Raw genomic sequence first — 23,173 nt, forward strand, 5'->3', positions numbered from 1 at the left:
ACATGGGTCGCTGGTGCTTAGAACGGCAGCGAGGCCTGCAGATAGACGGTGCGTGGCATGCCCACGTACTTTCCGCCACCGTTGTTGTCGGTGGAGCGGGTGAAGTAGCGGCGGTCCAACACGTTCTTCACACCCACAGTCAGGCGCAGATTGTTCAGCTCCTTGCCGCCCTGATAGCTGGTGCGCAGGCCCAGAATCGCGAAGCCGGGGATGTCGCCCAGATTGCCGTTGGCATCTTCCTGCGTGATGTAGGAGTTGGGCTTGCCGCTGGTGCCTGGCGTGCCGGGCGAGCGTTGCTTGGACTGGGCGTTGAGCTCAGCGTTGAAGGTCCAGCGATCGACCGCATAGCGCGCTGACAGCCCGGCGGTGTGGCGGGCGTACAGCGGCAGATCGCGCCCGGCAAACGGCCCGGCCTGGCTGGTAGCCTGGGTGAAGGTGTAGGTCGCGCCCAGCGAGAAGCCCTTGAGCGCAGGGTAGTGCTTGCCGAAGTCGTAGCGCAGTGCCGATTCCAGACCGCGATGGCGGGTGGCACCCAGATCGGTCCAGATGCCGTTACCCGTGCCGTCGCCGGGACGGTCCAGGAACAACTCCTTGTCGAAGTCGATGTTGAACAGCGTCAGCTCGCCATTCCAGGTGTCGCTCTTGTAATGCGTGCCCAGCTCATAGGTCTTGGCCGATTCGGGGTAGAGCTGGTTGTTGGACGACTGGGCCAGCTGTGCATATTGCTGCGGTCCGAAGGACTTGCCGGCATTGGCGAACACCGTCCACTGGCTGTTGACGCGGTAGAGCACCGACAGCGTGGGCAGCCATTCGTTGGCGGCGGCCGTCGGGTAGATGGCCGCAGCGGTGGAGCCTTTGTAGTCCACCACATTGTTGAAGGAGCGTATGCGCTCATAGCGCACACCGGGCGTGATGGTCCAGTTGCCTACGTCGATGCGGTTGTCGATGTAGAAAGCATTGGCCGTGGTGCCGCCCTGGCTGGTCTGGGTGACGTTCAGCGGCAGCGCCATGGCGTTGACCTGGCCCGGCACATAAAAGCCCGAGGTGGCCAAGGCCGTCTCCGAGCTCTTTTCTTTCAGATAACGGTAGCCCACGCTGACTTCCTGCACCACGGAGCCGGTCTCGAAAATGCGCGAATAGCGCGGCTCCACGCCGTAGTAGCTGTAGTTGCGTGGCGCGGCCGTCAGGCTGCGCTTGCCGGCATTGGCGCCGGTGGCGTCGCGTTCGATGTAGCTGCCGCGGAAGGAGTCCACGTAGTAGCTCAGCACTTCGAAGTTGTCGCGGCCGTCCTTGTAGCTGTATTTGAGCGAGCCGTCGGTGCGGCGGCCCGTGAACTGGTCGTAGTTGCGCGTGCTCTGGAACGGGTCGGCCGCGTATTGCTTGGTGGTCAGGCCGCCGGGCATCTGGCCCTTGCCCTCGAAATGGTGCAGCGATGCGGACAGGCTGCTCTTGCTCGTGAGCTGGTAGCTGCCCTTGAGCAGCAAATCGTCGACATCGGTTCTGTCGTTGCTGCTGCGCCAGCCCTTGCCATGCGTGCCCGAATACAGCAGGGCCAGACCCAGGCCAGACTCATTGGTGCCGCCCACAAACAGGCTGGGGCTGGTTTTGGTGTTGCCGTTGTGGCCGTAGATTTCCGTGCCTATGGAGGCTTCGGCCGCGAAGGTCTTGGGAATGGCGCGGGTCGTGAAGTTGATGATACCGCCCACGTTCTGCGGGCCGTAGCGCACAGAGCCGGCGCCGCGTACCACGTCAATGGATTCCAGATTACCCAGCGCCACGGGGGCCAGAGACAGCTGCGGCTGGCCGTAAGGTGCATAGGAGATGGGGATGCCGTCCTGCAGCATATACGAGCGTGGCGAGAGGCGTGCTGTTAGGCCGCGCACGCTCAGGTTCAGCGAAATATCGCTGCCGCCCGTGCCGTTGCTGTCCTGTACCTGCACGCCAGGCACTAGGCGCAGCGCTTCGCGCAGTGTGGTGGCGCCGCTTTCCTGGATACGCTCGCGTTCGACAATGGTGCGGGCGCCGGGGTGCTCCAGCACTTTTTCGGCATTGGGCGTGTCGCCATCCAGCCAGTTGCCGGTGACGGTGACCGAATCCAGGGCGGCTTCGGGTGCGGCCGTGGTCTGTGCATGAACGGGGCTGGCAACGCTGCCAAAGACGGCGGCGACAGCGGCGGCTGCGCAGCTCAAACGGAATGCGCGATGAGAGGGGTGATTTTGGTTGGCCATAAGGTGTTGTGTGTGCACACACAATGGCTGGCTTGCAGTCAGGGCGTAGTTCCGTGGCGGCACGGACTACGTCAAAAGCGCGCTTGGCTATGTGGTATTTGTAGGCAGGCGCCGATATTAATGAGAACAGCTGTCATTTGGCTGTTTGTGGTTATGCAGCTGCGCAAAATACAACAGCCTCCCCAACCGGCATTCGCCAGCTGAGGAGGCTGCTTGTTTTGCGACTGTGTGCTTGCTTAAACCTGTTCGGCCAGCAGCTCCTGCAAAGTCTTGACCTGCATGCGCAGGCGCTCATTCTCGGCTTGCAGCTCGGTCACGCGGGCTTGCAGCTCTTCGGCGCTGGCGGCGGGCGCTGCTTCTGCCGATTCATCGGCCTCGGGCTTGGCGGCCTTGGGCTTTTTCTTGGCATCGCGCACCCGCTTGGCGGCTTGCTTGAGCGCATCGGCACCTTCGGCGGCCACGGCCTGCTGCTCTTCCTCGGGCAGGGTGGCAACCACGGCAGCGGCATTCAGCGACAGCTCGCCGGCCTTCACGGCGGCCACCACTTCAGGCGCCGCTTTTTCCTGAATCGTCTCGATCATCTTGACCTGACCAGCCGATAGGCGGGCGGCACGGGCCAGCGCTTCGCGCGTGTCCAGCGCCTCATCAGGCACCTTGGCCACGCTGGCCAGTGCCTGGGCGACAGCGGGGTCGGTATCGCCTTCCCAGGGGGCTTCTTCGCTGGCGGGCTGGGAGGCCTTGGCGGCATTCACCGCAGCGGCGGCTGCTGCACGGCGCGAAGCAATGATTTCGCGCTTGCGCAAGGCCAGCACGCCGCGTTGGAAGTCGGAGACGCTGCGGCGGCCCAGGTGCTGGTCGATCATCCACAGATGCACATCGTCCATGGTCTTGAACTGCGTGGCCTGAATGGTGTTGAAGGGCAGGCCATGTTTTTGGCAGATGCCGTAGCGGTTGTGGCCGTCGATCAGCAGCTCGCCCCAGACCACCAGCGCATCGCGACAGCCTTCGGCGAGGATGCTGCGCTCCAGCGATTCGTGCTCGTCAGCGGTCAGCGGGTCGATATAGGCCTTGAGGCCTTCGTCAATTTGGAGTTCCATGGGGGTGCTTTTGAATGAGGAGCAGCTAGCGCTTGCCGTATCTAGGTTTGAGGGCGAATAAAGCTTGATACTCAATAAATACAGGCGCTACATGCTATGAAAAAAAGAGAAACGCCCCAGCGTATGGGGCGTTGGCAAATAGCGTGGTCAGAGCTTACAGCAGACGCGAAATCAGCGCACCTTCGATCGGGCCTTCCAGCGGAATACGCACGCGGATGGGGTTGCCCTGGGCCACTTCCACGGGCTTTCCTTCCAGGTCAAACATCTTTTCCAGCTTGATCTGACGGTTGCCCGTGGGGTGAATGATTTCCAGCGTATCGCCGACCGAGAAGCGGTTCTTGGTCTCGATTTCGGCCATGCCGTTTTCGTAAGCACGCACTTCGCCCACAAAGTGGCTGCGTTGCAGCACGCTGTGGCCGGTTTCGTAGTTCTGGTAATCGTTGGCGGGGCGGCGCTCCATCAGGCCGCCGGTGTAACCGCGGTTAGCCAAGCCTTCCAGCTCGGTGATCAGCTCGGGGTTGAAGGGGCGACCGGCCACTGCGTCATCAATGGCGCGGCGGTAGGTCTGGGCCGTGCGGGCCACGTAGTACAGGCTCTTGGTGCGGCCTTCGATCTTGAGCGAATCCACGCCAATCTTGGTCAGGCGCTCCACATGCTCCACGGCGCGCAGGTCCTTGGAATTCATGATGTAGGTGCCATGCTCATCTTCCATGATGGGCATCATCTCGCCGGGGCGGCCTTTTTCTTCCAGCAGGTAAATCGCGTCAGCTTTAGGGTGGCGCTGCTGGTCACCGCAGGTGCTGGTGAACTGGTTGTCCAGGTCGTTCTTGGCGTCTTCGAAGTTGAAGCCGTTTTCCATGGTCTGGCCCAGCGCTTCGCCGGTGTTGGGGTCCACATTGGCGTCATGCGTCTTGTAGTCCCAGCGGCAGGCGTTGGTGCAAGTGCCCTGGTTGGGGTCGCGGCGGTTGAAGTAGCCGCTCAGCAAACAACGGCCCGAGTAGGCAATGCACAGAGCGCCGTGCACAAACACTTCCAGCTCCATATCGGGGCATTCCTGGCGGATCTTTTCGATCTCGTCCAGGCTCAGCTCGCGCGACAGGATGATGCGCTCCACGCCCATCTTCTGCCAGAACTTCACGGTGGCGTGGTTGGTGGTGTTGGCCTGTACGGACAGGTGAATGACCTGCTCTGGCCACTTTTCCTTGACCATCATGATCAGGCCGGGGTCGGCCATGATCATGGCGTCCGGCTTCATGGCGATGATGGGCTCGATGTCTCGCAGATAGGTACGAACCTTATCGTTGTGGGCAATCAGATTGCTGGTCAGGAAGAACTTCTTGCCGCGCGCGTGCGCTTCGGCAATGCCCTGGCCGATCTGCTCCAGGCGGAATTCGTTGTTGCGCGCGCGCAGAGAGTAGCGCGGCTGGCCGGCGTATACAGCGTCGGCACCAAAGTCATAGGCGGCGCGCATCTTGTCGAGCGAGCCGGCGGGCAGCAAGAGTTCGGGGGCTTTGAGGGTCATGATTCCTCTATTGTCCCGCATAGCGCTTTTCACCGTGGCTTGCTAAGGCTACGTGGTCTGTAGCAGATGCTGGTACAACTGGCGTGCAGGCAATGACAACGCTGCCGTCGACACAGGCATGCACAGCAGCAGCTGGCGTTGTGCCCAGGTTTCGCTCAAAGGCACAGCCACCACGCCGGTGCTGGTGGCATGGCGCTGCACGGCGGCCAGAGGCAGCACCGCAATGCCTACCCCCTGGCCTACCAACTGGCATAGTCCCTCGAAATGCGGCAGCTGCACCTGGGTGCGCAGCAGCTGGCCGCTGATCTGCTGGGCCTGGCGCTGCAGCAGCTGTTGCAGGGCGGAATCACGTGGCAGGCCAACCCAGTTTTCTTGCAGCAGCTCGGTCAGCGTCAGTTGCTGGTGTTTGGCCAGCGCATGGCATTGCGGCAAGACGGCTGCCAGCGGATCTGCTTTCCAGGGCTCGCAGTGCAGGCCGCTGAGAGCACTCGCGTCCTGCGGCTCTGCCGCCACGCCGATATCGCACAGGCCCTGGTGCAGTGCACCCAGCACTTCGGCGCTGGGACATTCCTGCAGCTCCAGCGCAATCTGCGGGTGCAGCAGCAAAAATCCACCAATAGCCAGCGGCAGATGCTCGCGCACGGCCGAGGTATTGCCGCGCAGGCGTATCTGCCCGGCCAGGCCGGCCCCGAATTCGCCCATGGCGCCGCGCAGCTGTTGCATTTGCGCCAGCACCTGGCGCGCATGCTGGCCCAGGGTATGGCCTGCAGCCGTGGGCTGCACGCCGCGTGCCTGGCGAACGAGCAGCGCCGTGCCCAGAAGCGCCTCCATTCCGCGCACGCGCTCGCTGGCCGAGGCCAGCGTGAGATGGCAGCGCTGTGCCGCCGCCGTCAGCGTGCCGCTGTCGAGGATGTGCACAAACAGCTGGAGGTCGGTCAGGTCAAAACGCATGGGTTTTCATGGGTGGTTCAAGCCTCAGTTTTTAGCGAAGTATTGCTTTCAAAATTCCCGATAGTCATTGGCTACATATCGGCGGATTATCAACGTTCACAAGAATATTGACAGTTCTTGCTGATGCTTGGTGGTTAGACTGAAACGAAGGATTGATGATGTGGAGCGAAGGTTGGATGGCTGCGTTGGCCATTGGCGTATTTGGCGTGGCGGGCTTGGTCAAGGGCGTGGTGGGCCTGGGCCTGCCCACGGTTTCCATGGCCCTGCTGGCGCTGTTCATGCCGCCAGCGCAGGCGGCTGCGCTATTGTTGCTGCCGTCATTGGTGACCAATGTGGTGCAGATGCGGCCAATGAATACCTTGCCAGCGCTGCTCAAGCGTCTGGGCGGCATGCAGCTGGGAATCGCTGCGGGCACGTTGGGTGGCATGGCCGTTTGGGGCAGCTTGGGCAGCTTGCCGCAGGCGCATCTGGCCTTGGGGCTGGCGCTGGTGGTCTATGGGCTTTGGGGGCTGTGCGGCCCGCAATGGCTGGTGCCGCTGCGGCATCAGGCCTGGCTGGGGCTGGTCGTCGGCTTTGTGTCCGGAGGCATTACCGCGCTGACGGGCGTGTTTGTCGTGCCTGCGGTGGCGTTTTTGCAGTCTCTGGGACTGGCGCGCGCGGCGCTGATGCAGGCCATGGGCTTGTGCTTTACTGTGTCCACTCTGGCTTTGGGGCTGGGCATGTGGTGGTTTGGCAAGGAGGGCGCGGTTTCGGGCGGTCTGGGTCTTGGTCTTGGTCTGGTGGTTTCGGGCCTGATGCTGATTCCCGCCTTGGCTGGCATGCACTGGGGCGAGGTGCTGCGCGAAAAGCTCTCGACCGCGCGTTTCAAAAAGCTGCTGATGGGTAGCTTGATGGCGCTGGGCGTGTATATGCTTTTCTAGGCGTGAGGTCCGGGTAGCTGAGGTACTGTTGTCGTCTGCGATAGATGGCGCTGCAAGCCATTGGCCAGATGGTCAAACAGCAGGCGTATTCGCAAGGTGTCGCGCTGGTCTTCATGCATGGCCAGCCACATCTCATAGTTCCATTGGACCTCTTCAGGCAGTACATGCAGGTATTGGGGGTCTCCAACGACCAGCGAGAGCTGACAGGCACCGATGCCGAAACCAGCCTGAACGGCCATCCACTGCGTCACCTCGCTATCACAGCGCAGGGCAAAGCTTTCACGGCTCAGGCCAAGCTTTGCCAGAGCCGGATGCTGCAAAGGCGTTTCATCCCGGTCCACACCAATCAGTGGATGTATAAAAAGCGCTTGCAAATCGCTGGGCAGGCCATGTCTGCGGGCATAGCTCTGGTGGGCAAACAGCCCTGCTTTGACAGAGCCCACATGGCGTGCAACCAGTGCCGCCTGCGTGGGACGCTGCATGCGTACCGCGATATCGGCCTGACGCTGCAGTAGGTCTTCATTGCGGTTGGACAGGGCCAGTTCGACCACAATGGCCGGATGCTGCTCCCGAAATGCAGCCAGCATGGGAGGCAAGACCATGGTGCCAACCATTTCGCTGGCAGAGATGCGCACGGTACCCTGTGCCTGGGTACTCGCTGCGGATGCGGTGCGCATCAGGCTATTGGCTGCAGACGCCATGGTCTGCACCTGTGCAAGCAATGAATTCGCCAGTGGCGTGGGATTGAGGCCATGTCGCGAGCGTGTAAACAGCGCCGCATTTAGGCATTGCTCTAGTGCGTTGATATGTCGGCTGATGCTTGGCTGCGTCAGTTTCAAGGCCCGGGCTGCACCAGAGAGGCTGCCGTGTTCCACAACCGCCAGAAAGCTGCGCCAAAGCTCCCAGCTGGGCTGTGCTGGCGTGTTGTTCTGCTCGGGCTCAGAAGATGCTTGGTTCATTGATTTTTGTATATCAATTGCAAGTATTTAGCTAATTTTAGTTTAGCTGAGGTTTGCCTAGCATTTCTCGATCATGACTTGAAAGGCTTGCCATGCTTGGGATTTTGCTGATTTCGGTTCTCATTTTTTCGATAGCGCTGGGGCTGGCGTTCTTGAGGGCTCCGCAGGCAGAACTGCACACCTGCATCGAGATCGACGCCACGCCGGAAAGAGTCTGGGAGCTGTTGGGGAATCCCGGGAGTTACGGTCAATGGAACCCGTTCATTGTTTCCATGCAGGGCGAGCTGGTGCAGGGGGGCAGGCTGATCAACCAGCTGCAGTCTTCGCGAGGCAGGCGCATGGAGTTCAGGCCGCAGGTTCTGACGGTTCAAGCCGCCCGCGAACTGCGCTGGCGTGGGCGGCTGTTTTTTCCTCGTATTTTTGACGGCGAGCATTTCTTTGAGTTGCAGCCAATGCAGCAGCCGGGTACTTCTCATCCGCGCACACGGCTGATGCATGGGGAGAGGTTTAGGGGCGTGTTGCTCTGGTGGATGGACGTTGAAGAATTTCGCCCCGATTTTGAGCGTATGAACCTCGCGCTCAAATCTGCTGCCGAGCAGCAGAATTTCAGTGCCAACAGCGATTGAATCGGCGTTGCGCCTGGCATTCATCTGATGCGAGCACCGTATCGATTGCGCCGCAGGCCACCGAGAGGCGAATAACTGCGTGGTGATCGCAGACGCATTCCGAACGTCTCAGAATCAAAAAAGGGCTTGAAGGCTTTTAGCCTTCAAGCCCTTGTCTATAAAACGCTGAAAGCTATGTTTTTCATAGTTTCCAGCGGCTTGCGTGCCGTCAGTCCTGCGGCCGGAAGCCGATGACCAGCTCCGACGGCACCTTGCCGTCGATATCGCGCGGCAGCTTGTCGGTCTTGTGCAGGGCGCGGACCACGGCCTCGTCCCAGGCGGCATTGCCGCTGGACTTGGAGATGGTGGCACTGGTGATGGTGCCGTCCGGCGCTGTACGCACGCGAACCTCGGCGCGCGGGTTGCCGCCGATGGCGTCTGGATAGACGATATTGGGCTTGACGCGCGCGGCCACCTTGGCACCGTAGCCGGCAGAGGGGCCGCCGCTGGCGCTGCTGCCCGCACCGCCGGTGCGACTGCCGCCAGCGCCGCTGTGGTCGCTGCCACCGCTGCCGCCGGCATTGCCAGAGCCGCCGGCCAGCCCTTGCAGACGCGCCAGTTCGGCCTTGCGGCGGTCATCGGCCGCCTTGGCATCCTTGGCTGCTTTTTCCTTAGCCTCCTTGGCAGCCTTCTCTTTGGCTTCCTTAGCGGCTTTGTCCTTCTCGGCTTTCTCTTTTTCAGCCTTTTCGGCTTTTTCCTTGGCGGCCTTGTCCTTGGCCGCTTTATCTTTTTCGGCCTTCTCGGATTTTTCCTTTTCTGCTTTTTCCCTGGCGAGCTTTTCGGCTTTTTCCTTGCGTTCCTTCTCCGCTTTTTCGGCCTTCTCGGCTTTTTGCTTGTCCAGTTTGTCCTGATGCGCCTTTTCAGCCCTGTCCTTTTCCGCTTTTTCCTTGCGATCCTTCTCGCGCTCTCGCTTCTCCTGGGCTTCCTGCTCGGCCTTTTCCTTCTTCAGCTGCTCCTGCTTCTTCTTTTTGGCCAGCGCCACTTCGGCCTCGTGATCGTCGTCATGGGCCTGGGCTTTTGGGGTGGGCGCAGGAGCCGGTGTCGGCATTACCACCGGCTCTGGTGGCGGTGGAGGGGGGGGCGGAGGAGGTGGCTCGGGTACCGGCTCGGGCGTGGGATCGGGTGGCGGAGGTGGTGGCGTCACAGCCGCGGCAGAGGCAGGGGCAGAACTGCTCCAGACCTCGGCTTCGACCATGGCTTCCTCGGCTTCTTTGGGGGTGCGCACTGTCCACAGCAGAGCCGCAATCAGCAGCCCGTGCACGGCCAGAGCGAGCGACCATGAGCGCACCCGGCCTTGGTGGCGGGGGGGCGCAAACTGATCGCGATCTTGCTGGTTAGGCATGGTGAATGAGGGGTCTGCTCTGGCAGCCACGCTTGAGTTCAAGAGTGGCGTGGCAGAGCTTTATGACTGGGTTCAATTGCTGGAAGAAGAAACAACGCCAAAGGCGATGCGTTTGATGCCGGCTTTGGAAAGCGTGGTGTGTGCCTTCATGACGTCCTCAAAGGGCAGGCCCTTGTCGGCGATGATCTGAATGGCGCTGTCTTCGCTCTGGCTTTCTTGCCAGGACTGGGCCAGGCCCTTGAGGTCATCGAGCTTGACGCTTTGTGTACTGCTACCGTTCTTGAACTGTATGCTGCCGTCTTTATCGAGCAGCACATAGGCAATGTTCTTGGTCGGCGGGCGCGAGGACTTGCCTGCGCTTGGCACATTGATGGAGCCCGGCGTGAGCATGGGGGCTGTCACCATGAAGATGATGAGCAGCACCAGCATCACGTCGATGAAGGGCACCATATTAATTTCGTTGACGGTGCGGCGATTGCGGCCGCGTGAGCTCATTGCTGCCATGGCGTCATTCCTTGCGCTGGGTCATCAGTGGCCGGAGGCGCTGTGGCTGCTGGTGGAGCCCACATTGCGCTGCAAGATGTTGGAGAACTCTTCGATGAAGGTTTCTTCCTGGCTGGCAATGCGGTCCACGTTGTGCGCGTAGCGGTTGTAAGCCGTCACCGCAGGAATGGCGGCAAACAGACCCATGGCCGTGGCCACCAGTGCTTCGGCAATACCGGGGGCAACGGTGGCCAGCGTGACTTGTTCCATATTGGCAAAACCGGTGAAGGCGTGCATCACGCCCCAGACAGTGCCGAACAGGCCGACATAAGGGGAGACCGAGGCCACTGTACCCAGAAAGGACAGACCGGATTCGATCTCGTCGAGCTCGCGCTGGAAGCTGGCGCGCATGGCGCGGCGTGTGCCGTCCATCAGCGTGGCAACATCATCCATGCGGCGCTCACGCAGCTTTTGATACTCGCGCATGCCGCTGGCAAAAATACGCTCCATGGGTCCGCCGGTCTTGGCGTTCTGCGCCGCAGAGGCGTAGAGGTCGTTGAGGCTGGTGCCCGACCAGAAGTCTTGCTCGAAGTTGTCGTTCAGCGTGCGCACACGCTTCAAGGTTTTGGCCTTGTTGAAGATGGTGGCCCAGCTGGCGATGGATGCGACCACCAAAATCAGCATGACCAGTTGAACCACCCAGCTGGCCTGCATGATGAGGCTGAGGATGGACATGTCTTGGGAGTTCATGAAAGTTGCTCCAGGATATGGTTTGGAATTCTCGTGGGGCGCATGGTCTTGCCATCCACCCATCCAATGCGGATGGAGCCAGTGCACAGCAGCGCTGGCTCCAAAGCTTGATTGTCGGGGTTTACCAGCAGCGCCTGCTGCTCAATGACGAGCGAGGCGCGGCCGGCGCTTTTCAGGGTTGCGGTGACACTCAGCTGGTCATCAAGTTGGGCCGGGCGCAGATATTCAAGCTGCGCAGAGGTTACGACAAAGATACCGCCGGTTTGTTCCCGCAGATTTTGCTGAGCAATGCCCAGCGAGCGCAGCCATTCGGTGCGCGCACGTTCGAAGAACTTGAGGTAGTTGACGTGGAAGACGCGGCCGCTTGCGTCAGTGTCTTCCCAATAAACTCGAATAGGGAACTCAAAAGCCATGGTGCATCAGCCCAGGAGCTTCTTCAGGCGCGCAATGGCTTCCTGCAGCTGCTCCATGGAGTTGGCTGTGGAAAAACGCACATAGTTTGCCGTCTCGGCATGACCAAAGTCGCGGCCGGGCGTGATGGCTAGGTGGGCCTGATTCATCACTGCATAGGCAAAGTCCCAGCTTCCCTTGACGCCGAGCTTTTCAGCGGCGGCGCGGCAGTCGGCCCAGGCGTAGAAGGCGCCATCGGGCTTGACGGGCACGGGCAGGCCAATCGATTCCAGGGCCGGAATGAAATAGTCGCGGCGGGCCTTGAACTCGGCGCGGCGGCGTTCGTACTCGGCAATGCTCTCAGGCTCGAAACAGGCCAGGGCCGCATATTGCGAGATGGTGCTGGCGCAGATGAACAGGTGCTGGGCCAGCATCTCGATAGGGGCAACCAGCGATTCGGGCACCACCATCCAGCCCAGACGCCAGCCGGTCATATTGAAATACTTGCTGAAGCTGTTGATGGAGATGATGTCATCGCCCAGCTCCAGTGCCGACTTGCTATAGGCGTCGTCGTAAGACAGGCCCAGATAGATTTCATCAACGATGGTCAGCCCACCCTTAGCGCGCACCACTTCGTGAATGCGGCGCAGCTCATCGGGGGCAATGGAGGTGCCTGTGGGGTTGGACGGTGACGCCAGCATCACGCCGCGTGTGCACTCGCCCCAAGCGGCTTCCACCTTGGCAGCGCTGAGTTGAAAGCGCTCTGCAGCCGATGAGGGAATCAGCACCGGCTTGCCTTCAGCAGCCGAGACAAAGTGGCGGTTGCAGGGGTAGCTAGGGTCGGGCATCAGTACTTCGTCGCCCTCATCAATCAGCGCCAGGCAGGCCAGCTGCAGCGCTGCCGAGGCCCCAGCGGTAATGATGATGCGGCGCGCAGGCACATTGATGCCGAAGCGGCTGGCATACCAGGCGCTGATCTTTTCGCGCAGCTCGGGCAGGCCGGGGGCCTGTGTGTACTGGGTGCGTCCGGCGCGGATGGCGCGCTCAGCGGCTTGCTGCACCAGAGGCGGGGCGGTGAAGTCGGGCTCGCCAATGTTCAGGTAGATCATGGGTGAGCCGCTGGCGCTGGACTGGCGTGCCACTTCCTGCGCGTGCTTGGCCATTTCCATGACGTAAAAAGGCTCGATGCGTTGGGCGCGGCGGGAAAGCTCAATAACGGACATGGACGAAGAAAATCTTTCAATCAATCAGCAATGGGCGCAAGCATGCTCTAAGGCTGCGCTCATAAAAAACTGCAACCAGCCAGCGGGTGCACGATAGCACCTGTGGCCTGGTTGCAGTATTTGCATTGACTATGCATGAGGCGGCAGCAGGGCCGCGCAAGTACGGCCCATGGGTCAGCTCAGCTTAGCTGGCAGACTTTTTCTGGGCCGAGCGGTCGTGCGTCACTTCTGTAGCGCGCAACTCTGGAGCCAGGCCGTTGAGCACGGCGTTCACATACTTGTGACCGTCGGTACCGCCAAATTCCTTGGCCAGCTCGATGCATTCGTTCAGCACAACGCGCCATGGCACGTCGAGGCAATTCTGGAACTCATACACGCCAATCCACATGCAGGCATGTTCGATGGGCGAGATAGCGGTCAGGCCACGGTCCAGCTTGGGGGTGATCAAGGCATCCAGTGCGGCTTCGTTTTCTACGCAGCCGCGCAGCAGTGCGTCGTAGTGCACCACATCGGCCTTGTGAAAACCGGCCAGTTCGCGTGTGAAACGGTCGATCTCCAGCACTTCGTTATGACCCACGATGTGCTGGTAAAGGCCTTGCAGTGCAAATTCACGTGCGCGGCTGCGGTTGGACTTTGATGCTGCCTTGCGCACGCCAGTGCTGGTCAAGCCCGTGCGGCTTTGACGGGCAGGGCGGTTGGCGCCGGAATCGCTAGATTGTTCTTCACTCATGATGGTTCGTTATCGTCGTAGGCGTTGAGCAGATTGGCCATTTCCACGGCAACACGGGCGGCGTCGCGACCCTTGTCCACCTGGCGGGCAATGGCTTGCTCCATGTTTTCAGTGGTGATGATCGCATTGGCGATCGGCAGGCGGTAGTCCAGGGACAGGCGTGTAACGCCCGAGCCCGATTCATTGGCTACCAGCTCGAAGTGGTATGTCTCCCCACGGATGATGCAGCCCAGCGCCACCAGGGCGTCGTACTGATCGGTGTCGGCCAGTGTCTGCAGGGCCACGGGCACTTCCAGTGCGCCGGGGACTGTGACATGGTCGATATTCTCGGACTTCACACCCAGTGCCAGCAGCTCATCGCGGCAGGAGGCAAACAGGGTGTTGGTAATGCTTTCGTTGAAGCGAGCTTGCACGATGCCGATCTTCAGATCAGCGCCGTTCATGTTCAGGCCTTGGCCTTGTTCTGCGTTTTGCATCTTGTATTTTCCGTCTCTTATGCTTTGGGGATGTAGCCGGTGATTTCCAGTCCGTAGCCAGCCATGCTTGGCATGCGGCGGGGCTGGCCCATCAGTTGCATCTTGCTCACGCCGACTTCGCGCAGAATCTGCGCGCCCACGCCATAGGTGCGCAGGTCCATGCGGCCGCGTTCGGGCGCCTGGGCAGAGCGTGCCTTGCCTTCAAACTGGGTCATCAGCTCGTCGCCGGACTCGCTGCAGTTCAGCAGCACGGCCACGCCCTGGCCGTTGTCGGCAATGTATTTCAGGCTTTCATCCAGACACCATGAGTGCTGGTTGCGACCCACTTCCAGCACATCCAGCACTGACAGAGGCTCGTGCACGCGAACGGGCACGGTGTTGTTGGTCTGCCATTCGCCCTTGACCAGTGCTAGGTGCACAGAGCCGCTGGGTACGTCGCGGAAGGCATGGGCGATGAATTCGCCGTGGGCCGTCTGCATGGGGCGACTGCCCACTTTTTGCAGCAGCGATTCATTGCGGCTGCGGTATTCGATCAGGTCTGCAATCGTGCCGATCTTGATGCCATGCTCGGCGCAGAACAGTTGCAGATCGGGCAGGCGGGCCATGGTGCCGTCGTCATTCATGATCTCGCAGATCACGGAAGAGGGCGAGCAGCCTGCCAGAGCGGCCAGATCGCAACCGGCTTCAGTGTGACCAGCGCGCATAAGCACGCCGCCATCAACCGCTTGCAGCGGGAACACGTGGCCGGGCTGCACCAGATCGGTGGGCTGGCTGTTCTTGTCCACGGCCACTTGAATGGTGCGGGCGCGGTCAGCGGCGGAGATGCCGGTGGTCACGCCTTCGGCGGCTTCAATGGAGATGGTGAATGCTGTGCTGTAAACCGTGCCATTGCGCGCGGCCATGGGGGGCAGCTTCAAGAATTCGCAGCGCTCGCGGGTCAGCGTCAAGCAGATCAGGCCACGGCCAAAACGGGCCATGAAGTTGATGGCTTCAGGCGTGACATGGTCGGATGCTAGTACCAGATCGCCTTCGTTTTCACGATCTTCCTCATCAACGAGAACGACCATACGGCCAGCGCGCATTTCCGCCACGATGTCTTCGACGGGCGAGATGGGCACGGGTTGGAGGGAGCTGTTCATGGAATGCCTTCTTGGACGTGATCTTGATGCGATGCAAGCAGTCAGGGCTGGCGCACGACACGCACCAGTGAGGCATTGCCAGCGCCGCGAAAAGGGCGATGGCAGGACTTCCAAAGAACGTGTGAAGCGGGTAAGCCGCTTTCTGCAGGGCAAGGCCTTGCGGAAAACCCCCATTCTATTGCAGTGCGAGCTTTCGCCGCGGCAGTGACCTCTGAAACCATGATCCTGTGCAAAAACGGGGCGGACTTCAAATCAGTGGGATCCAGCAAGGGCTGTCCCGCCGCGAAGATGCCCTCCCAATTTAGGGGAAGCGGCAAAGCCGCTCAGGGGGCGTCTTTCAGCACCACATCGCTTTCAGGAAAAGCGCAGCAGGGCAGCACATAGCCCTCGGCCTTTTCTTCGGGCGTCAGGCCCGGCCATTCAATGTCATAGCGCACGCTGCCCGACACCATCTGGCCCAGACAGGTGCGGCAAGTGCCGTTGCGGCAGGAGCTGGGCCAGTCCACGCCGCCGCCTTCCAGAGAGTCCAGCAGGGACTGGTCAGCCCATGCATCGACCTGCTGGCCGCTGGGCTCGCACTTGGCGATAAAAAAAGGTGGGGCGAAAGCAGAGTCGTTGGACATGGGCTGGGGAATCGGGCTATGCAAACCCGTGTTTGTAGCTGGTTTGCCAAGGCCGTGGGGTGATGATGGATTGCCTGTTTTTTAATCGGGCGCTTGCGAGTTGTTTGAAATCAATGACTTGTGTGACTTATCCCTGTGGAAGGTTCAGTTGTTCACAAGGATGTTCAGCGCCGGACGGGATAAGTAGCGCTTTGGTAGAAAAAATTGATTAAAAAATAGGCGATTCAAAAAAGACCAGCCAGATCAATGGCTTGAGCCTTTGTTGCCAAAGCTATTCAGGCTTTTCCACAGGCTTGTTGCTGAAAAATGGGGACAAGGTAGGTGAAAGTGTTCTGGGTAATTAAAGTCGTAAAAACTGCTCAAGCAATTTGGGTGATTTTGGTCGATGAAATCTATGCAAAGTATTGGCCCGTAATGGCTTCAATGCTACAAAAAAGCGCTCCGAAGGAGCGTTTTTTTGTTGGTGCATTTGATAAAGATGGAAGTTAGACATTGCAGGGGAAAACTTGAGATCTAACGTGCTGTTAAGCGGCGGTTTCGCAGCGATGGCAGTCACTGAAGCGTCTGCCGTGGACTTCCGCATCTAGCCAAGAGTTGTCGGTGGCGGTATGTAGAGCCGGCCGTTCAATGTTTCGGTTTTTGCAGTAGCGCCAGGTTGAAGTACGCATATGAATCCAAAAGGCGTTTAGTGGCGTATAGAGTACATGCCATTTTTTTCTAAACTTTCCACCCCTATGAACCGCCGCCTAGGCCTCATGGGCATCGGTTCCGCCATCACAGCCCTGGTGTCCGGCTGTTCTGGTGCCCAGCTGTTGGACCATCTAGTGGCCCATGACACCTACCACGGCCCTACGGGGGTGCCCTACGGGGACGATCCGCGGCATCTGCTGGATGTGTACCAGCCCGACACCGGCACGGCGCTTGGCAATGCACCAGTGGTGCTATTTTTTTACGGCGGCAACTGGACGCGCGGCGAGCGGGCCGAGTATCGTTTCGTGGGCGAAGCCCTGGCAGCCAACGGCATCATCGCTGTGGTGGCCGACTACCGGCTGAGCCCCCACGTGCACTACGACGGCTTTCTGGGCGATTGCGCCTTGGCCCTGCAGTGGACCTTGTCGCATGCAGCCAGCCTGGGCGGCGACCCTGCGCGGGTGATGGTGATGGGCCATTCCGCCGGGGCTTACAACGCCGCCATGCTGGCATTGGACCCGCGTTGGCTGGCGCCTTTAGGCTTAACACCCAGTCGCCTTGCGGGCTGGATTGGTCTGGCCGGGCCGTACGACTTTTTGCCGATTGGCGACCCTGAGGTACGGGTTGCTTTTGGCTGGCCGCAAACCCCGGCGAATTCCCAGCCCATCTTCTACGCCAACGCCAAAGCCCCCCGCACCTTGCTGCTGGCCGCACGCAACGACACAGTGGTGGATGCGCAACGCAACACCGTCGGTCTGGCGAACCGGTTACGGGCTTGGGGTAACGAGGTGGATATGCGGCTTTTTGACAACATTGGCCACGTGACGACCGTTGCCGCCCTGGCTCGGCCCCTGGACTGGATAGCCCCGATACTGTCGACCGTGGTGGCCTTTGTGCGCAAGTGAGTCACTGCGTAGCGGCATCAACACATTGATGAATGCAACGGCTTGAGGCATAGGGCCAGGGGTGCCGATCGCGGTTTCTCGATCTCTTGGGCGCTTACCCTGCCGGCTTATTGCCTTCAGAAGAAGACATGATTTCTCTTGGTACAAGCCAGTGCGGGGCAAGTTTCAGAGTAATCACGAAATTTGACAACGACTTAAAGGGACGCCGGAGTCGGGAACGACTCAGACCATCCTGAAGCAGTCACCTGACGGAATGCCTTTAAGACTGCTTCTGGCCGGGAGGGTGAATTGGTAGCGCTACCAGGAAGCTGACCGTGAGAAGACTGTGGCAGCTTCCTGTCGCTGATGGCTCAGGTGAGTTGGTGGCGCTCCGCTTAAGAGCGCATTCTGTGTCTCCCTCAACTCGATGGGAGACCATCATTGGAACCACAGGTAATACCGCTCATCGTGATCCTTGGAACAAGGGCAGGATCGTCGGGCAGAAGGTGCCGTTCAAGCTCAAGGACATCTGGTCGCTGCGTGTGAGGCTTCAAATGGAAGGCCGCGTGCGCGAACTTGCCCTCTTCAATTTGGGTATCGATAGCAAGTTGCGAGGATGTGACCTCGTAGCCCTCAAGGTCCGGGACGTATGCCATGGGGACCAGATCGCATCGCGCGCAATCGTCATGCAGCACAAGACTCAGCGTCCGGTGCAGTTTGAGATCACGCAGGCTGCCCGTGACGCCTTGCAAGTCTGGATCAAGCAAGCTGGGTTGAAGCCAGAGGATTTCCTGTTTCCAAGCCGCTTACACGATTCGCAGCATCTGGGACGCGGCAGTACGCCCGGATCCTTGGTCACTGGGTCTGTGAGCTAGGCTTGGACCGCATGGAATATGGGACGCACTCCATACGCAGGACGAAGGCGGCACTGATCTATCGCCGGACCAAGAACCTGCGCGCTGTGCAACTGCTGCTCGGGCACTCCGAGCTGGAGTCGACAGTGGGGTACCTGGGCATCGAGGTCGACGATGCCCTTGAGATTTCTGAACAGACGGAGATTTGAAGTTACTCTGACGGCCGCCCCGGAAGCTGCGGTCGGGTGGCCGCCTTCAACGACTGCAAAGCGCTGCCGGGCCGAACTAGCACTTCCGGCCAGAAGCGGTCCTTATCGTTGTCCAGACAAACGGCAGTATTTCTGTGCGAATTGGCTAGGCATTGATAGCGTCTAGCGAGTGACATGTTAGCCTTGTTTCGATCAGTCTTGAACAGGCTCGAATGTGTTGAAGCTGTCTGCGGTGAACGATCCAGCGCTACTGCCTGTATCTGTTTCCGCACTCTGGTTTTGTCGGCAATCGAGCAAACTGGAGTGTTGTCTTGCGCCGTTCCATTCTTCTTGTCTTAGCTTCGTTCTTTTTGATCTGGGCAGTGGAGGCTTTTTGGCTGTCACCGTCGCCACCTGGCGATCTGCTGTGGGTGATGCGGCAGGAAGGCATGCTGCTCACTGGTATCCTGGCTTTGGGGGCCATGACGGCCATCATGGTTTTGGCCTTGCGCCCTCGCTGGGTGGAGACGCCTTTGGGTGGCATGGATAAAGCCTACCGACTGCACAAGTGGCTGGGCATCATTGCCATTGCTTTGAGCTTGGCGCATTGGCTGGCCAAGCAGGCAAAGCCTCTCATCGCAACGGCAATTGGCAGCGCAGGCCGGTTGGCCAAAGTGCCCGTGCCCGAGTGGGTCAGTGTCCTTAAGCCTTACGCCAAAATCTTGGGCGAGTGGACCTTCTATGCACTGATCCTGATGCTGATCATCACGCTTGCGCGCCGGGCAGTGCCCTACAAACGCTGGTATTGGCTGCATCGATTCATGCCTCTGGCATATCTGATACTCGTGTTCCATGGCATGGTGCTGACTCCTCCTGGCTATTGGAGTGGTGTAGGCGGCTGGTTGCTGGCGTTGACAATGATTCTCGGCATCGCGGCTGCATTGATTCAACTGAAGCGTGACCTGCGGCCACGTTATCCGCATGCGGGAACCGTGCTATCGCTCACGCAGCTCGGCGATGTACTGGAAGTGCAATGCCGCATGGATGATTCCTGGCCGGGCCATGCTGCGGGGCAATTCGCCTTTTTACGCTTGGCGGGGGAGCAGGAGGCTCACCCGTTCACACTATCCGATGCGAACCAGGAAAATCACGTTGTGCGCTTTCACATCAAGCAACTGGGCGATTGGACACGCCGTTTGCCCGCACGTCTACATCCCGGCATGGTTGTGGAGCTGGACGGCCCTTACGGTCGCTTCGTGCCTTCTGGTCACGATGATGACTCCGTGAATGTCTGGATTGGAGCCGGCGTCGGCGCTACCCCTTTTCTATCTTGGCTGGGAGAGTTTCACAATGAAGGCCTTGCTCCTCAGGCTTGGCTGCAGTACGCATGCCAGCATGCGGACGATCCTCTAGCTCAAGCTCTGAAAAGGGCTGCATCGCTGAATCCCAATGTGCACCTGGATGTTTTTGCTGATGGCCGTCGCTGGAGTCCCGAAGAGGTGCTCCAACGTTATCAAGCCGACAAACCACTGCGGGTGTGGTTCTGTGGTCCCGCTGCAATGGGCAAGCAATTGGAGCAAGCGCTCAAGCAATCGTTGCCAGTGGATTCCTGGCAACTGCACAGGGAGCACTTCGAGTTTCGTTGAACAAGTCCTTGGGCGAACAGAGCTCTCGCCCAGGCAATTACCCACATAGACCCAGTGCCTCAATGCAACGGCATAGGTTTAGATTGGCTCGAATAGTGACAGCCGCAAACGGCCAAGAACCGTCATATTTACCTGGTTACCTGCCCTGGCATTTCAGATGGGTGTTTTTTCGCCATTTCCTTGAGCCATTCAAGCAATGATGCCTGGGGACTGTGGTCACATAAAGAATTCGGCGAAAAGAGGCAGTAGTGTGAACCGTCTTCTACAAAGCCCCATGGAGCAGCCAGCAAGCCATTGTCGAGATCGTCCCGAACCATGTGCCAAGAGCCGATAGCGACACCAAGGCCCGCGACCGCCGCTTGAAGGCTAAAGTAAAAGTGCTCGAAGCTCTGTCCTGTTTCAACGGCCAAGGTTCTATTCGTGACAGCTGCCCAGTTTTTCCATGCATCCGGCCGAGTGCGCGTGTGCAGTAAATGTGCGTTCGGGCCGAGCGTTGCATTGCTCCCCTTTGCGGTACACCACGTTGTCACTTTTTCGGGGCGGCAGACCGGCCCGACTCTTTCAGCAAAAAGTGCTTGAGCGTGATAGTTTGAAGGCCACACGAAATCGTCCCGACGGATGGCGAGGTCGATACCGTTGGCGAACGAAAATGGCCCGCCTCCAGCAACGAGATGGACATCGATTTCTGGATGGCGTGCTTGGAAGTCCGGCCACCGTGGAATGAGCCAGCGCATAAGTAGCGTGGGCTCGCAAGAAAGGACCCAGCGTCGCTCTCGTTGTGCGCTCGTGCGCAACTCGCTGACAGCGTTTCGCATGAGGTTAAAACCACCAGTGACAGCTTGAGCGAGAGTACGCCCCGCGCTCGTTAGATGAACCCGCCGACTGCGCCGTTCAAAAAGAGCAACACCTAATTCATCTTCAAGCAGACGCACGGCTCGGCTGACAGCCCCATGTGTCAGATGCAATTCATCAGCAGCACGACTGAAATGCTCTAGCCGTGCTGCGGCTTCAAAGCAGCGCAGTGCGAGGAGAGAAGGCAATCGCGAATCATCTAATGGTGAGCCAGACTCACTAACTGTGTCAGAAAACATCGTTATTCATCTATCTCGAAGGTCAATAGGATTGGTTATATCTTTATTCCTACGAATTTATTCTGAATGACTGAACTGATAGCTGTTATCACAATAACTTTGCTCGCCGTAGCAAGTCCTGGACCTGACTTTGCGATGGTTACCCGCAATAGCCTGCTGCTTTCCCGGCGTGCCGGTGTACTGACGGCCCTGGGAATCGGGCTGGGTGTACTGCTCCATGTCACCTACACGTTGCTGTGTGTGGGTCTTCTGATCCAGCAGTCTCTGTGGTTGTTTAATGCCATCAAATGGCTGGGGGCAGCCTATCTGATCTATCTTGGCGTGAAGATGCTCAGATCCAAGTCCGTAGGCGACTTGAACGATACGAGAATGGCACCGATGTCAGACCTTGCGGCCCTGCGCATCGGATTTCTGACCAACGCAATGAACCCCAAGACCACGGTGTTTATCGTGAGTCTCTTCATACAGGTGGTGCGCCCAGGTACACCTGTGAGCGTGCAAGTTGGCTATGGGCTTTTCATTGCTATGGCACACATGGCATGGTTTTCGTTGCTAGCGCTCTGCTTCTCGGAAGGGACCATGCGTGAGCGTTTGCTCGGCGTGCGCCACTGGATTGACCGATCCTTCGGCGGACTCTTAATCATTTTTGGCGTCCTGTTGGGTGCAGCTAGTGGCTCATAGTGACGCGTAGTCCGTTGATCGTCAGCACTTTCTTTCTCGAATGCGTGAACAACGGCTATAGGTCGCATGGCGTCGCTGAAATAAGCCAAGATCAGCCCCCGTCAGACTGAGCATTGCATTCCTATTCTGCTAGGGCGTGTCATCGAATCTGATAGCTGCTGAGTTATTGATAGTGTGACTCGTAGATATGCCCTGACAGATACCCAATGGGATTTCATAAAAAACCTTCTGCCCGGGAGAGCAAGACACGTCGGTGCTCACAGAAAAAAACAACCGCCTCTTCGTAGACGCGGTGCTTTACCGCTATCGCGCAGGCATCGCCTAGCGAGACCTGCCTGAGCGCTTTGGTGATTTCCGCGTCATTCATACGCGGCATATGCGCTGGAGCCGTTCTGGTGTTTGGCAGCCTGTGTTTGAAACGCTCAGCGCCCAAGCCGACAACGAATACGCCATGATCGATGCAACCATCATGCGCGCTCATCAGCACAGCGCTGGCGCAAAATGGGGATTCAAAAGCATGCCATCGGACGCAGCCGAGGAGGCTTGAGCACCAAGATTCACGCTACGGTTGATGCGCTGGGCAACCCAACTGGCTTTTATTTAACGCCAGGGCAAGCCTCGGACCTGGAGGGTACAGATGTGCTTCTGGCCAGTATCCAAGCTGGTGCTGTGGTCGCAGATAAAGCTTACGACGCCCAAGAGCACGTGATTGAGCCCCTGCTAGCGAAAGGCAAGCAGGTAGTCATTCCAAGCCGCCTGGGTCGCAAAGAGAGCCGAGTGCATGACAGGCACGTTTACAAAGAATGCCATCTGATCGAGAACTTCTTTGCACGGTTAAAGCAGTACCGATGCATTGCAACGAGGTATGACAAGACGGCTGCAGCGTTTTTAGGTGGAATTCATCTGGCTGCTGCCGTCATCTGGCTAATTTGATGACGGGCCCTAGGATGCGGTCTGTTATGGAGCAAAGAAATGAATTTCAAACCAGCTGACATGGGTGCCAACATCGTGATGGTGGAGAGTGTAGGGGGCTCTCTTATGTTTCGTGATGAATGCCAAGATAGAGCAGACTTACACCTCTCAAGCCGCTTTATTCAATACCTTGACTTGATGGAAGGGTATGGCCGAAACAAAGAGCTTGCAGAAGAATTCCGGCACAAGGTGTTGAAAATGTGAGTTACGCCTTGAAGAACTAGATGTATGTTAGGAGCTCAAATTGTGGCAACAGTAATCATTGTGGCGCACATGAAGTGTATTGACCTGCTTTTTGGTCTCAAGCGAGCAGAGCCTTAAGCCTGCGCTCCATTGACGACTGCGCGAGGGTTTACGACATTAGCTGCGGATGCGATGAAGCTAGCGGTCTCGCAAGCCGCATGGATGCTAGGCCCGCGTTTACGACTTTAATTACCCGGAATAGCGGGAGTGAGTGAGCGCTTTTTTGCTATTTATTTCAAAGCTGCTTGCGCTTGATTTTGATGGTTTCCAATGAGTTTTCTATCTGAAGTGCAGGTAATGCAGGTGCAAGAAGCTCTGAAATGAATAGCAGTCTCCTGACTTACCCGCAAGCAGTCGCAAAGGCTACGTTGCGCTGCAACATGCCCGCGTACATTGAAGCTCTAAAAGCAATGGTTTGATCAAGGA

The 23,173-nt window shown here is 58.8% G+C and carries 22 protein-coding genes and 2 pseudogenes; 9 read left to right on the top strand and 15 right to left on the bottom strand.

The genetic code is table 11. The features are described from left to right. Positions 1-17: 17 nt before the first annotated feature. The 4 genes from CLU84_RS05155 to CLU84_RS05170 all read right to left on the bottom strand — a co-directional run bounded on the left by CLU84_RS05155 (position 18) and on the right by CLU84_RS05170 (position 5,798). Entirely contained in the window at positions 18-2,228 is a 2,211-nt protein-coding gene (locus tag CLU84_RS05155) for a TonB-dependent siderophore receptor (protein WP_099736264.1), read from the bottom strand. A gap of 236 nt (positions 2,229-2,464) precedes the next feature. Next, positions 2,465-3,325 carry a plasmid replication/partition related protein gene (locus CLU84_RS05160; protein ID WP_099736266.1) on the bottom strand — a complete coding sequence of 287 codons (861 nt, stop codon included), beginning with the start codon at positions 3,323-3,325 and terminating at the stop codon, positions 2,465-2,467. 154 nt (positions 3,326-3,479) lie between these two features. Next, positions 3,480-4,868 (bottom strand): tRNA 5-hydroxyuridine modification protein YegQ, encoded by a 1,389-nt coding sequence (gene yegQ, locus CLU84_RS05165; protein WP_099736268.1) that lies wholly within the window; start codon positions 4,866-4,868, stop codon positions 3,480-3,482. A gap of 27 nt (positions 4,869-4,895) precedes the next feature. Next, positions 4,896-5,798, bottom strand: coding sequence for a LysR family transcriptional regulator (locus CLU84_RS05170; protein ID WP_099736270.1), 903 nt, complete (start codon positions 5,796-5,798; stop codon positions 4,896-4,898). A gap of 158 nt (positions 5,799-5,956) precedes the next feature. Between CLU84_RS05170 and CLU84_RS05175 the strand changes: the two genes are divergently transcribed. Next, entirely contained in the window at positions 5,957-6,718 is a 762-nt protein-coding gene (locus CLU84_RS05175) for a sulfite exporter TauE/SafE family protein (RefSeq protein ID WP_099737871.1), read from the top strand. Here CLU84_RS05175 and CLU84_RS05180 read toward each other — a convergent pair. After that, positions 6,715-7,677: a LysR family transcriptional regulator gene (locus tag CLU84_RS05180; RefSeq protein WP_099736271.1), complete on the bottom strand. Its 963-nt coding sequence runs from the start codon at positions 7,675-7,677 to the stop codon at positions 6,715-6,717. The two genes, CLU84_RS05175 and CLU84_RS05180, sit on opposite strands and share 4 nt — an antisense overlap. A gap of 92 nt (positions 7,678-7,769) precedes the next feature. Here CLU84_RS05180 and CLU84_RS05185 point away from each other — a divergent pair, with 92 nt between their 5' ends. Beyond that, a complete protein-coding gene (locus CLU84_RS05185) occupies positions 7,770-8,303 on the top strand; it encodes an SRPBCC domain-containing protein (protein ID WP_099736272.1) in 534 nt (177 codons plus the stop codon). Positions 8,304-8,511: 208 nt separating this feature from the next. On the opposite strand, the gene tolA is transcribed toward CLU84_RS05185, so the two are convergent. From tolA to CLU84_RS05230, 9 genes are all read right to left on the bottom strand, one after another. Next, on the bottom strand, positions 8,512-9,684 hold the full coding sequence (gene tolA, locus CLU84_RS05190; protein ID WP_099736273.1) for a cell envelope integrity protein TolA: 1,173 nt from the start codon (positions 9,682-9,684) through the stop codon (positions 8,512-8,514). Positions 9,685-9,756: 72 nt separating this feature from the next. Beyond that, positions 9,757-10,188 (bottom strand): biopolymer transporter ExbD, encoded by a 432-nt coding sequence (locus tag CLU84_RS05195; protein ID WP_099736274.1) that lies wholly within the window; start codon positions 10,186-10,188, stop codon positions 9,757-9,759. A 24-nt stretch (positions 10,189-10,212) separates the two neighbouring features. Then, positions 10,213-10,917, bottom strand: coding sequence for a protein TolQ (gene tolQ, locus CLU84_RS05200; RefSeq protein ID WP_099736275.1), 705 nt, complete (start codon positions 10,915-10,917; stop codon positions 10,213-10,215). Next, complete coding sequence (gene ybgC / locus CLU84_RS05205) at positions 10,914-11,330, bottom strand: tol-pal system-associated acyl-CoA thioesterase (RefSeq protein ID WP_099736276.1); 417 nt, start codon at positions 11,328-11,330, stop codon at positions 10,914-10,916. Before ybgC ends, tolQ begins: the two co-directional genes overlap by 4 nt. A gap of 6 nt (positions 11,331-11,336) precedes the next feature. Continuing rightward, positions 11,337-12,530, bottom strand: coding sequence for a pyridoxal phosphate-dependent aminotransferase (locus CLU84_RS05210; protein ID WP_199173688.1), 1,194 nt, complete (start codon positions 12,528-12,530; stop codon positions 11,337-11,339). Between the two features lie 184 nt (positions 12,531-12,714). Further along, positions 12,715-13,260 carry a transcription antitermination factor NusB gene (gene nusB, locus CLU84_RS05215; protein WP_099736277.1) on the bottom strand — a complete coding sequence of 182 codons (546 nt, stop codon included), beginning with the start codon at positions 13,258-13,260 and terminating at the stop codon, positions 12,715-12,717. Continuing rightward, the gene (ribH, locus tag CLU84_RS05220) at positions 13,257-13,736 is read right to left on the bottom strand and encodes a 6,7-dimethyl-8-ribityllumazine synthase (RefSeq protein ID WP_099736278.1); all 480 of its coding nucleotides are present in this window, start codon (positions 13,734-13,736) and stop codon (positions 13,257-13,259) included. Before ribH ends, nusB begins: the two co-directional genes overlap by 4 nt. Positions 13,737-13,753: 17 nt before the next feature. Continuing rightward, positions 13,754-14,875, bottom strand: a complete 1,122-nt coding sequence (ribBA, locus tag CLU84_RS05225) for a bifunctional 3,4-dihydroxy-2-butanone-4-phosphate synthase/GTP cyclohydrolase II (protein ID WP_099736279.1) — start codon at positions 14,873-14,875, stop codon at positions 13,754-13,756. A gap of 323 nt (positions 14,876-15,198) precedes the next feature. Then, complete coding sequence (locus CLU84_RS05230; protein WP_099736280.1) at positions 15,199-15,498, bottom strand: 2Fe-2S iron-sulfur cluster-binding protein; 300 nt, start codon at positions 15,496-15,498, stop codon at positions 15,199-15,201. Between the two features lie 321 nt (positions 15,499-15,819). Here CLU84_RS05230 and CLU84_RS22005 point away from each other — a divergent pair, with 321 nt between their 5' ends. From CLU84_RS22005 to CLU84_RS05245, 4 genes and pseudogenes are all read left to right on the top strand, one after another. After that, positions 15,820-15,987, top strand: a complete 168-nt coding sequence (locus CLU84_RS22005; protein ID WP_158235170.1) for a hypothetical protein — start codon at positions 15,820-15,822, stop codon at positions 15,985-15,987. Positions 15,988-16,232: 245 nt separating this feature from the next. Then, positions 16,233-17,093, top strand: coding sequence for an alpha/beta hydrolase (locus CLU84_RS05235; protein WP_099736281.1), 861 nt, complete (start codon positions 16,233-16,235; stop codon positions 17,091-17,093). A 419-nt stretch (positions 17,094-17,512) separates the two neighbouring features. Further along, positions 17,513-18,135 (top strand): annotated as a pseudogene (locus CLU84_RS05240) (tyrosine-type recombinase/integrase). Positions 18,136-18,446: 311 nt separating this feature from the next. Next, positions 18,447-19,760, top strand: a complete 1,314-nt coding sequence (locus CLU84_RS05245; RefSeq protein WP_099736282.1) for a ferric reductase-like transmembrane domain-containing protein — start codon at positions 18,447-18,449, stop codon at positions 19,758-19,760. Between the two features lie 128 nt (positions 19,761-19,888). Here the strand turns inward: CLU84_RS05245 and CLU84_RS05250 are convergent, their stop codons facing one another. Further along, positions 19,889-20,851: a LysR family transcriptional regulator gene (locus CLU84_RS05250; RefSeq protein ID WP_099736283.1), complete on the bottom strand. Its 963-nt coding sequence runs from the start codon at positions 20,849-20,851 to the stop codon at positions 19,889-19,891. Between the two features lie 66 nt (positions 20,852-20,917). Here CLU84_RS05250 and CLU84_RS05255 point away from each other — a divergent pair, with 66 nt between their 5' ends. The 3 genes and pseudogenes from CLU84_RS05255 (at position 20,918) to CLU84_RS05265 (ending at position 22,708) form a co-directional block, all read left to right on the top strand. Beyond that, on the top strand, positions 20,918-21,532 hold the full coding sequence (locus tag CLU84_RS05255; protein WP_099736284.1) for a LysE family translocator: 615 nt from the start codon (positions 20,918-20,920) through the stop codon (positions 21,530-21,532). 174 nt (positions 21,533-21,706) lie between these two features. Continuing rightward, positions 21,707-22,465: pseudogene (locus CLU84_RS05260) on the top strand (IS5 family transposase). Between the two features lie 39 nt (positions 22,466-22,504). Beyond that, complete coding sequence (locus tag CLU84_RS05265; protein ID WP_099736285.1) at positions 22,505-22,708, top strand: hypothetical protein; 204 nt, start codon at positions 22,505-22,507, stop codon at positions 22,706-22,708. The last annotated feature ends 465 nt before the right edge of the window (positions 22,709-23,173 follow it).

This window comes from Comamonas sp. 26, assembly GCF_002754475.1.
GTDB lineage: Bacteria > Pseudomonadota > Gammaproteobacteria > Burkholderiales > Burkholderiaceae_C > Comamonas.

Bases quoted from the DNA above. Each gene is read 5' to 3' on its own strand.
- CLU84_RS05155 (WP_099736264.1), bottom strand. From the start codon at position 2,228: ATGGCCAACCAAAATCACCCCTCTCATCGCGCATTCCGTTTGAGCTGC.
- CLU84_RS05160 (WP_099736266.1), bottom strand. From the start codon at position 3,325: ATGGAACTCCAAATTGACGAAGGCCTCAAGGCCTATATCGACCCGCTG.
- yegQ (WP_099736268.1), bottom strand. From the start codon at position 4,868: ATGCGGGACAATAGAGGAATCATGACCCTCAAAGCCCCCGAACTCTTG.
- CLU84_RS05170 (WP_099736270.1), bottom strand. From the start codon at position 5,798: ATGCGTTTTGACCTGACCGACCTCCAGCTGTTTGTGCACATCCTCGAC.
- CLU84_RS05175 (WP_099737871.1), top strand. From the start codon at position 5,957: ATGTGGAGCGAAGGTTGGATGGCTGCGTTGGCCATTGGCGTATTTGGC.
- CLU84_RS05180 (WP_099736271.1), bottom strand. From the start codon at position 7,677: ATGAACCAAGCATCTTCTGAGCCCGAGCAGAACAACACGCCAGCACAG.
- CLU84_RS05185 (WP_099736272.1), top strand. From the start codon at position 7,770: ATGCTTGGGATTTTGCTGATTTCGGTTCTCATTTTTTCGATAGCGCTG.
- tolA (WP_099736273.1), bottom strand. From the start codon at position 9,684: ATGCCTAACCAGCAAGATCGCGATCAGTTTGCGCCCCCCCGCCACCAA.
- CLU84_RS05195 (WP_099736274.1), bottom strand. From the start codon at position 10,188: ATGGCAGCAATGAGCTCACGCGGCCGCAATCGCCGCACCGTCAACGAA.
- tolQ (WP_099736275.1), bottom strand. From the start codon at position 10,917: ATGAACTCCCAAGACATGTCCATCCTCAGCCTCATCATGCAGGCCAGC.
- ybgC (WP_099736276.1), bottom strand. From the start codon at position 11,330: ATGGCTTTTGAGTTCCCTATTCGAGTTTATTGGGAAGACACTGACGCA.
- CLU84_RS05210 (WP_199173688.1), bottom strand. From the start codon at position 12,530: ATGTCCGTTATTGAGCTTTCCCGCCGCGCCCAACGCATCGAGCCTTTT.
- nusB (WP_099736277.1), bottom strand. From the start codon at position 13,260: ATGAGTGAAGAACAATCTAGCGATTCCGGCGCCAACCGCCCTGCCCGT.
- ribH (WP_099736278.1), bottom strand. From the start codon at position 13,736: ATGCAAAACGCAGAACAAGGCCAAGGCCTGAACATGAACGGCGCTGAT.
- ribBA (WP_099736279.1), bottom strand. From the start codon at position 14,875: ATGAACAGCTCCCTCCAACCCGTGCCCATCTCGCCCGTCGAAGACATC.
- CLU84_RS05230 (WP_099736280.1), bottom strand. From the start codon at position 15,498: ATGTCCAACGACTCTGCTTTCGCCCCACCTTTTTTTATCGCCAAGTGC.
- CLU84_RS05235 (WP_099736281.1), top strand. From the start codon at position 16,233: ATGAACCGCCGCCTAGGCCTCATGGGCATCGGTTCCGCCATCACAGCC.
- CLU84_RS05250 (WP_099736283.1), bottom strand. From the start codon at position 20,851: ATGTTTTCTGACACAGTTAGTGAGTCTGGCTCACCATTAGATGATTCG.
- CLU84_RS05255 (WP_099736284.1), top strand. From the start codon at position 20,918: ATGACTGAACTGATAGCTGTTATCACAATAACTTTGCTCGCCGTAGCA.
- CLU84_RS05265 (WP_099736285.1), top strand. From the start codon at position 22,505: ATGAATTTCAAACCAGCTGACATGGGTGCCAACATCGTGATGGTGGAG.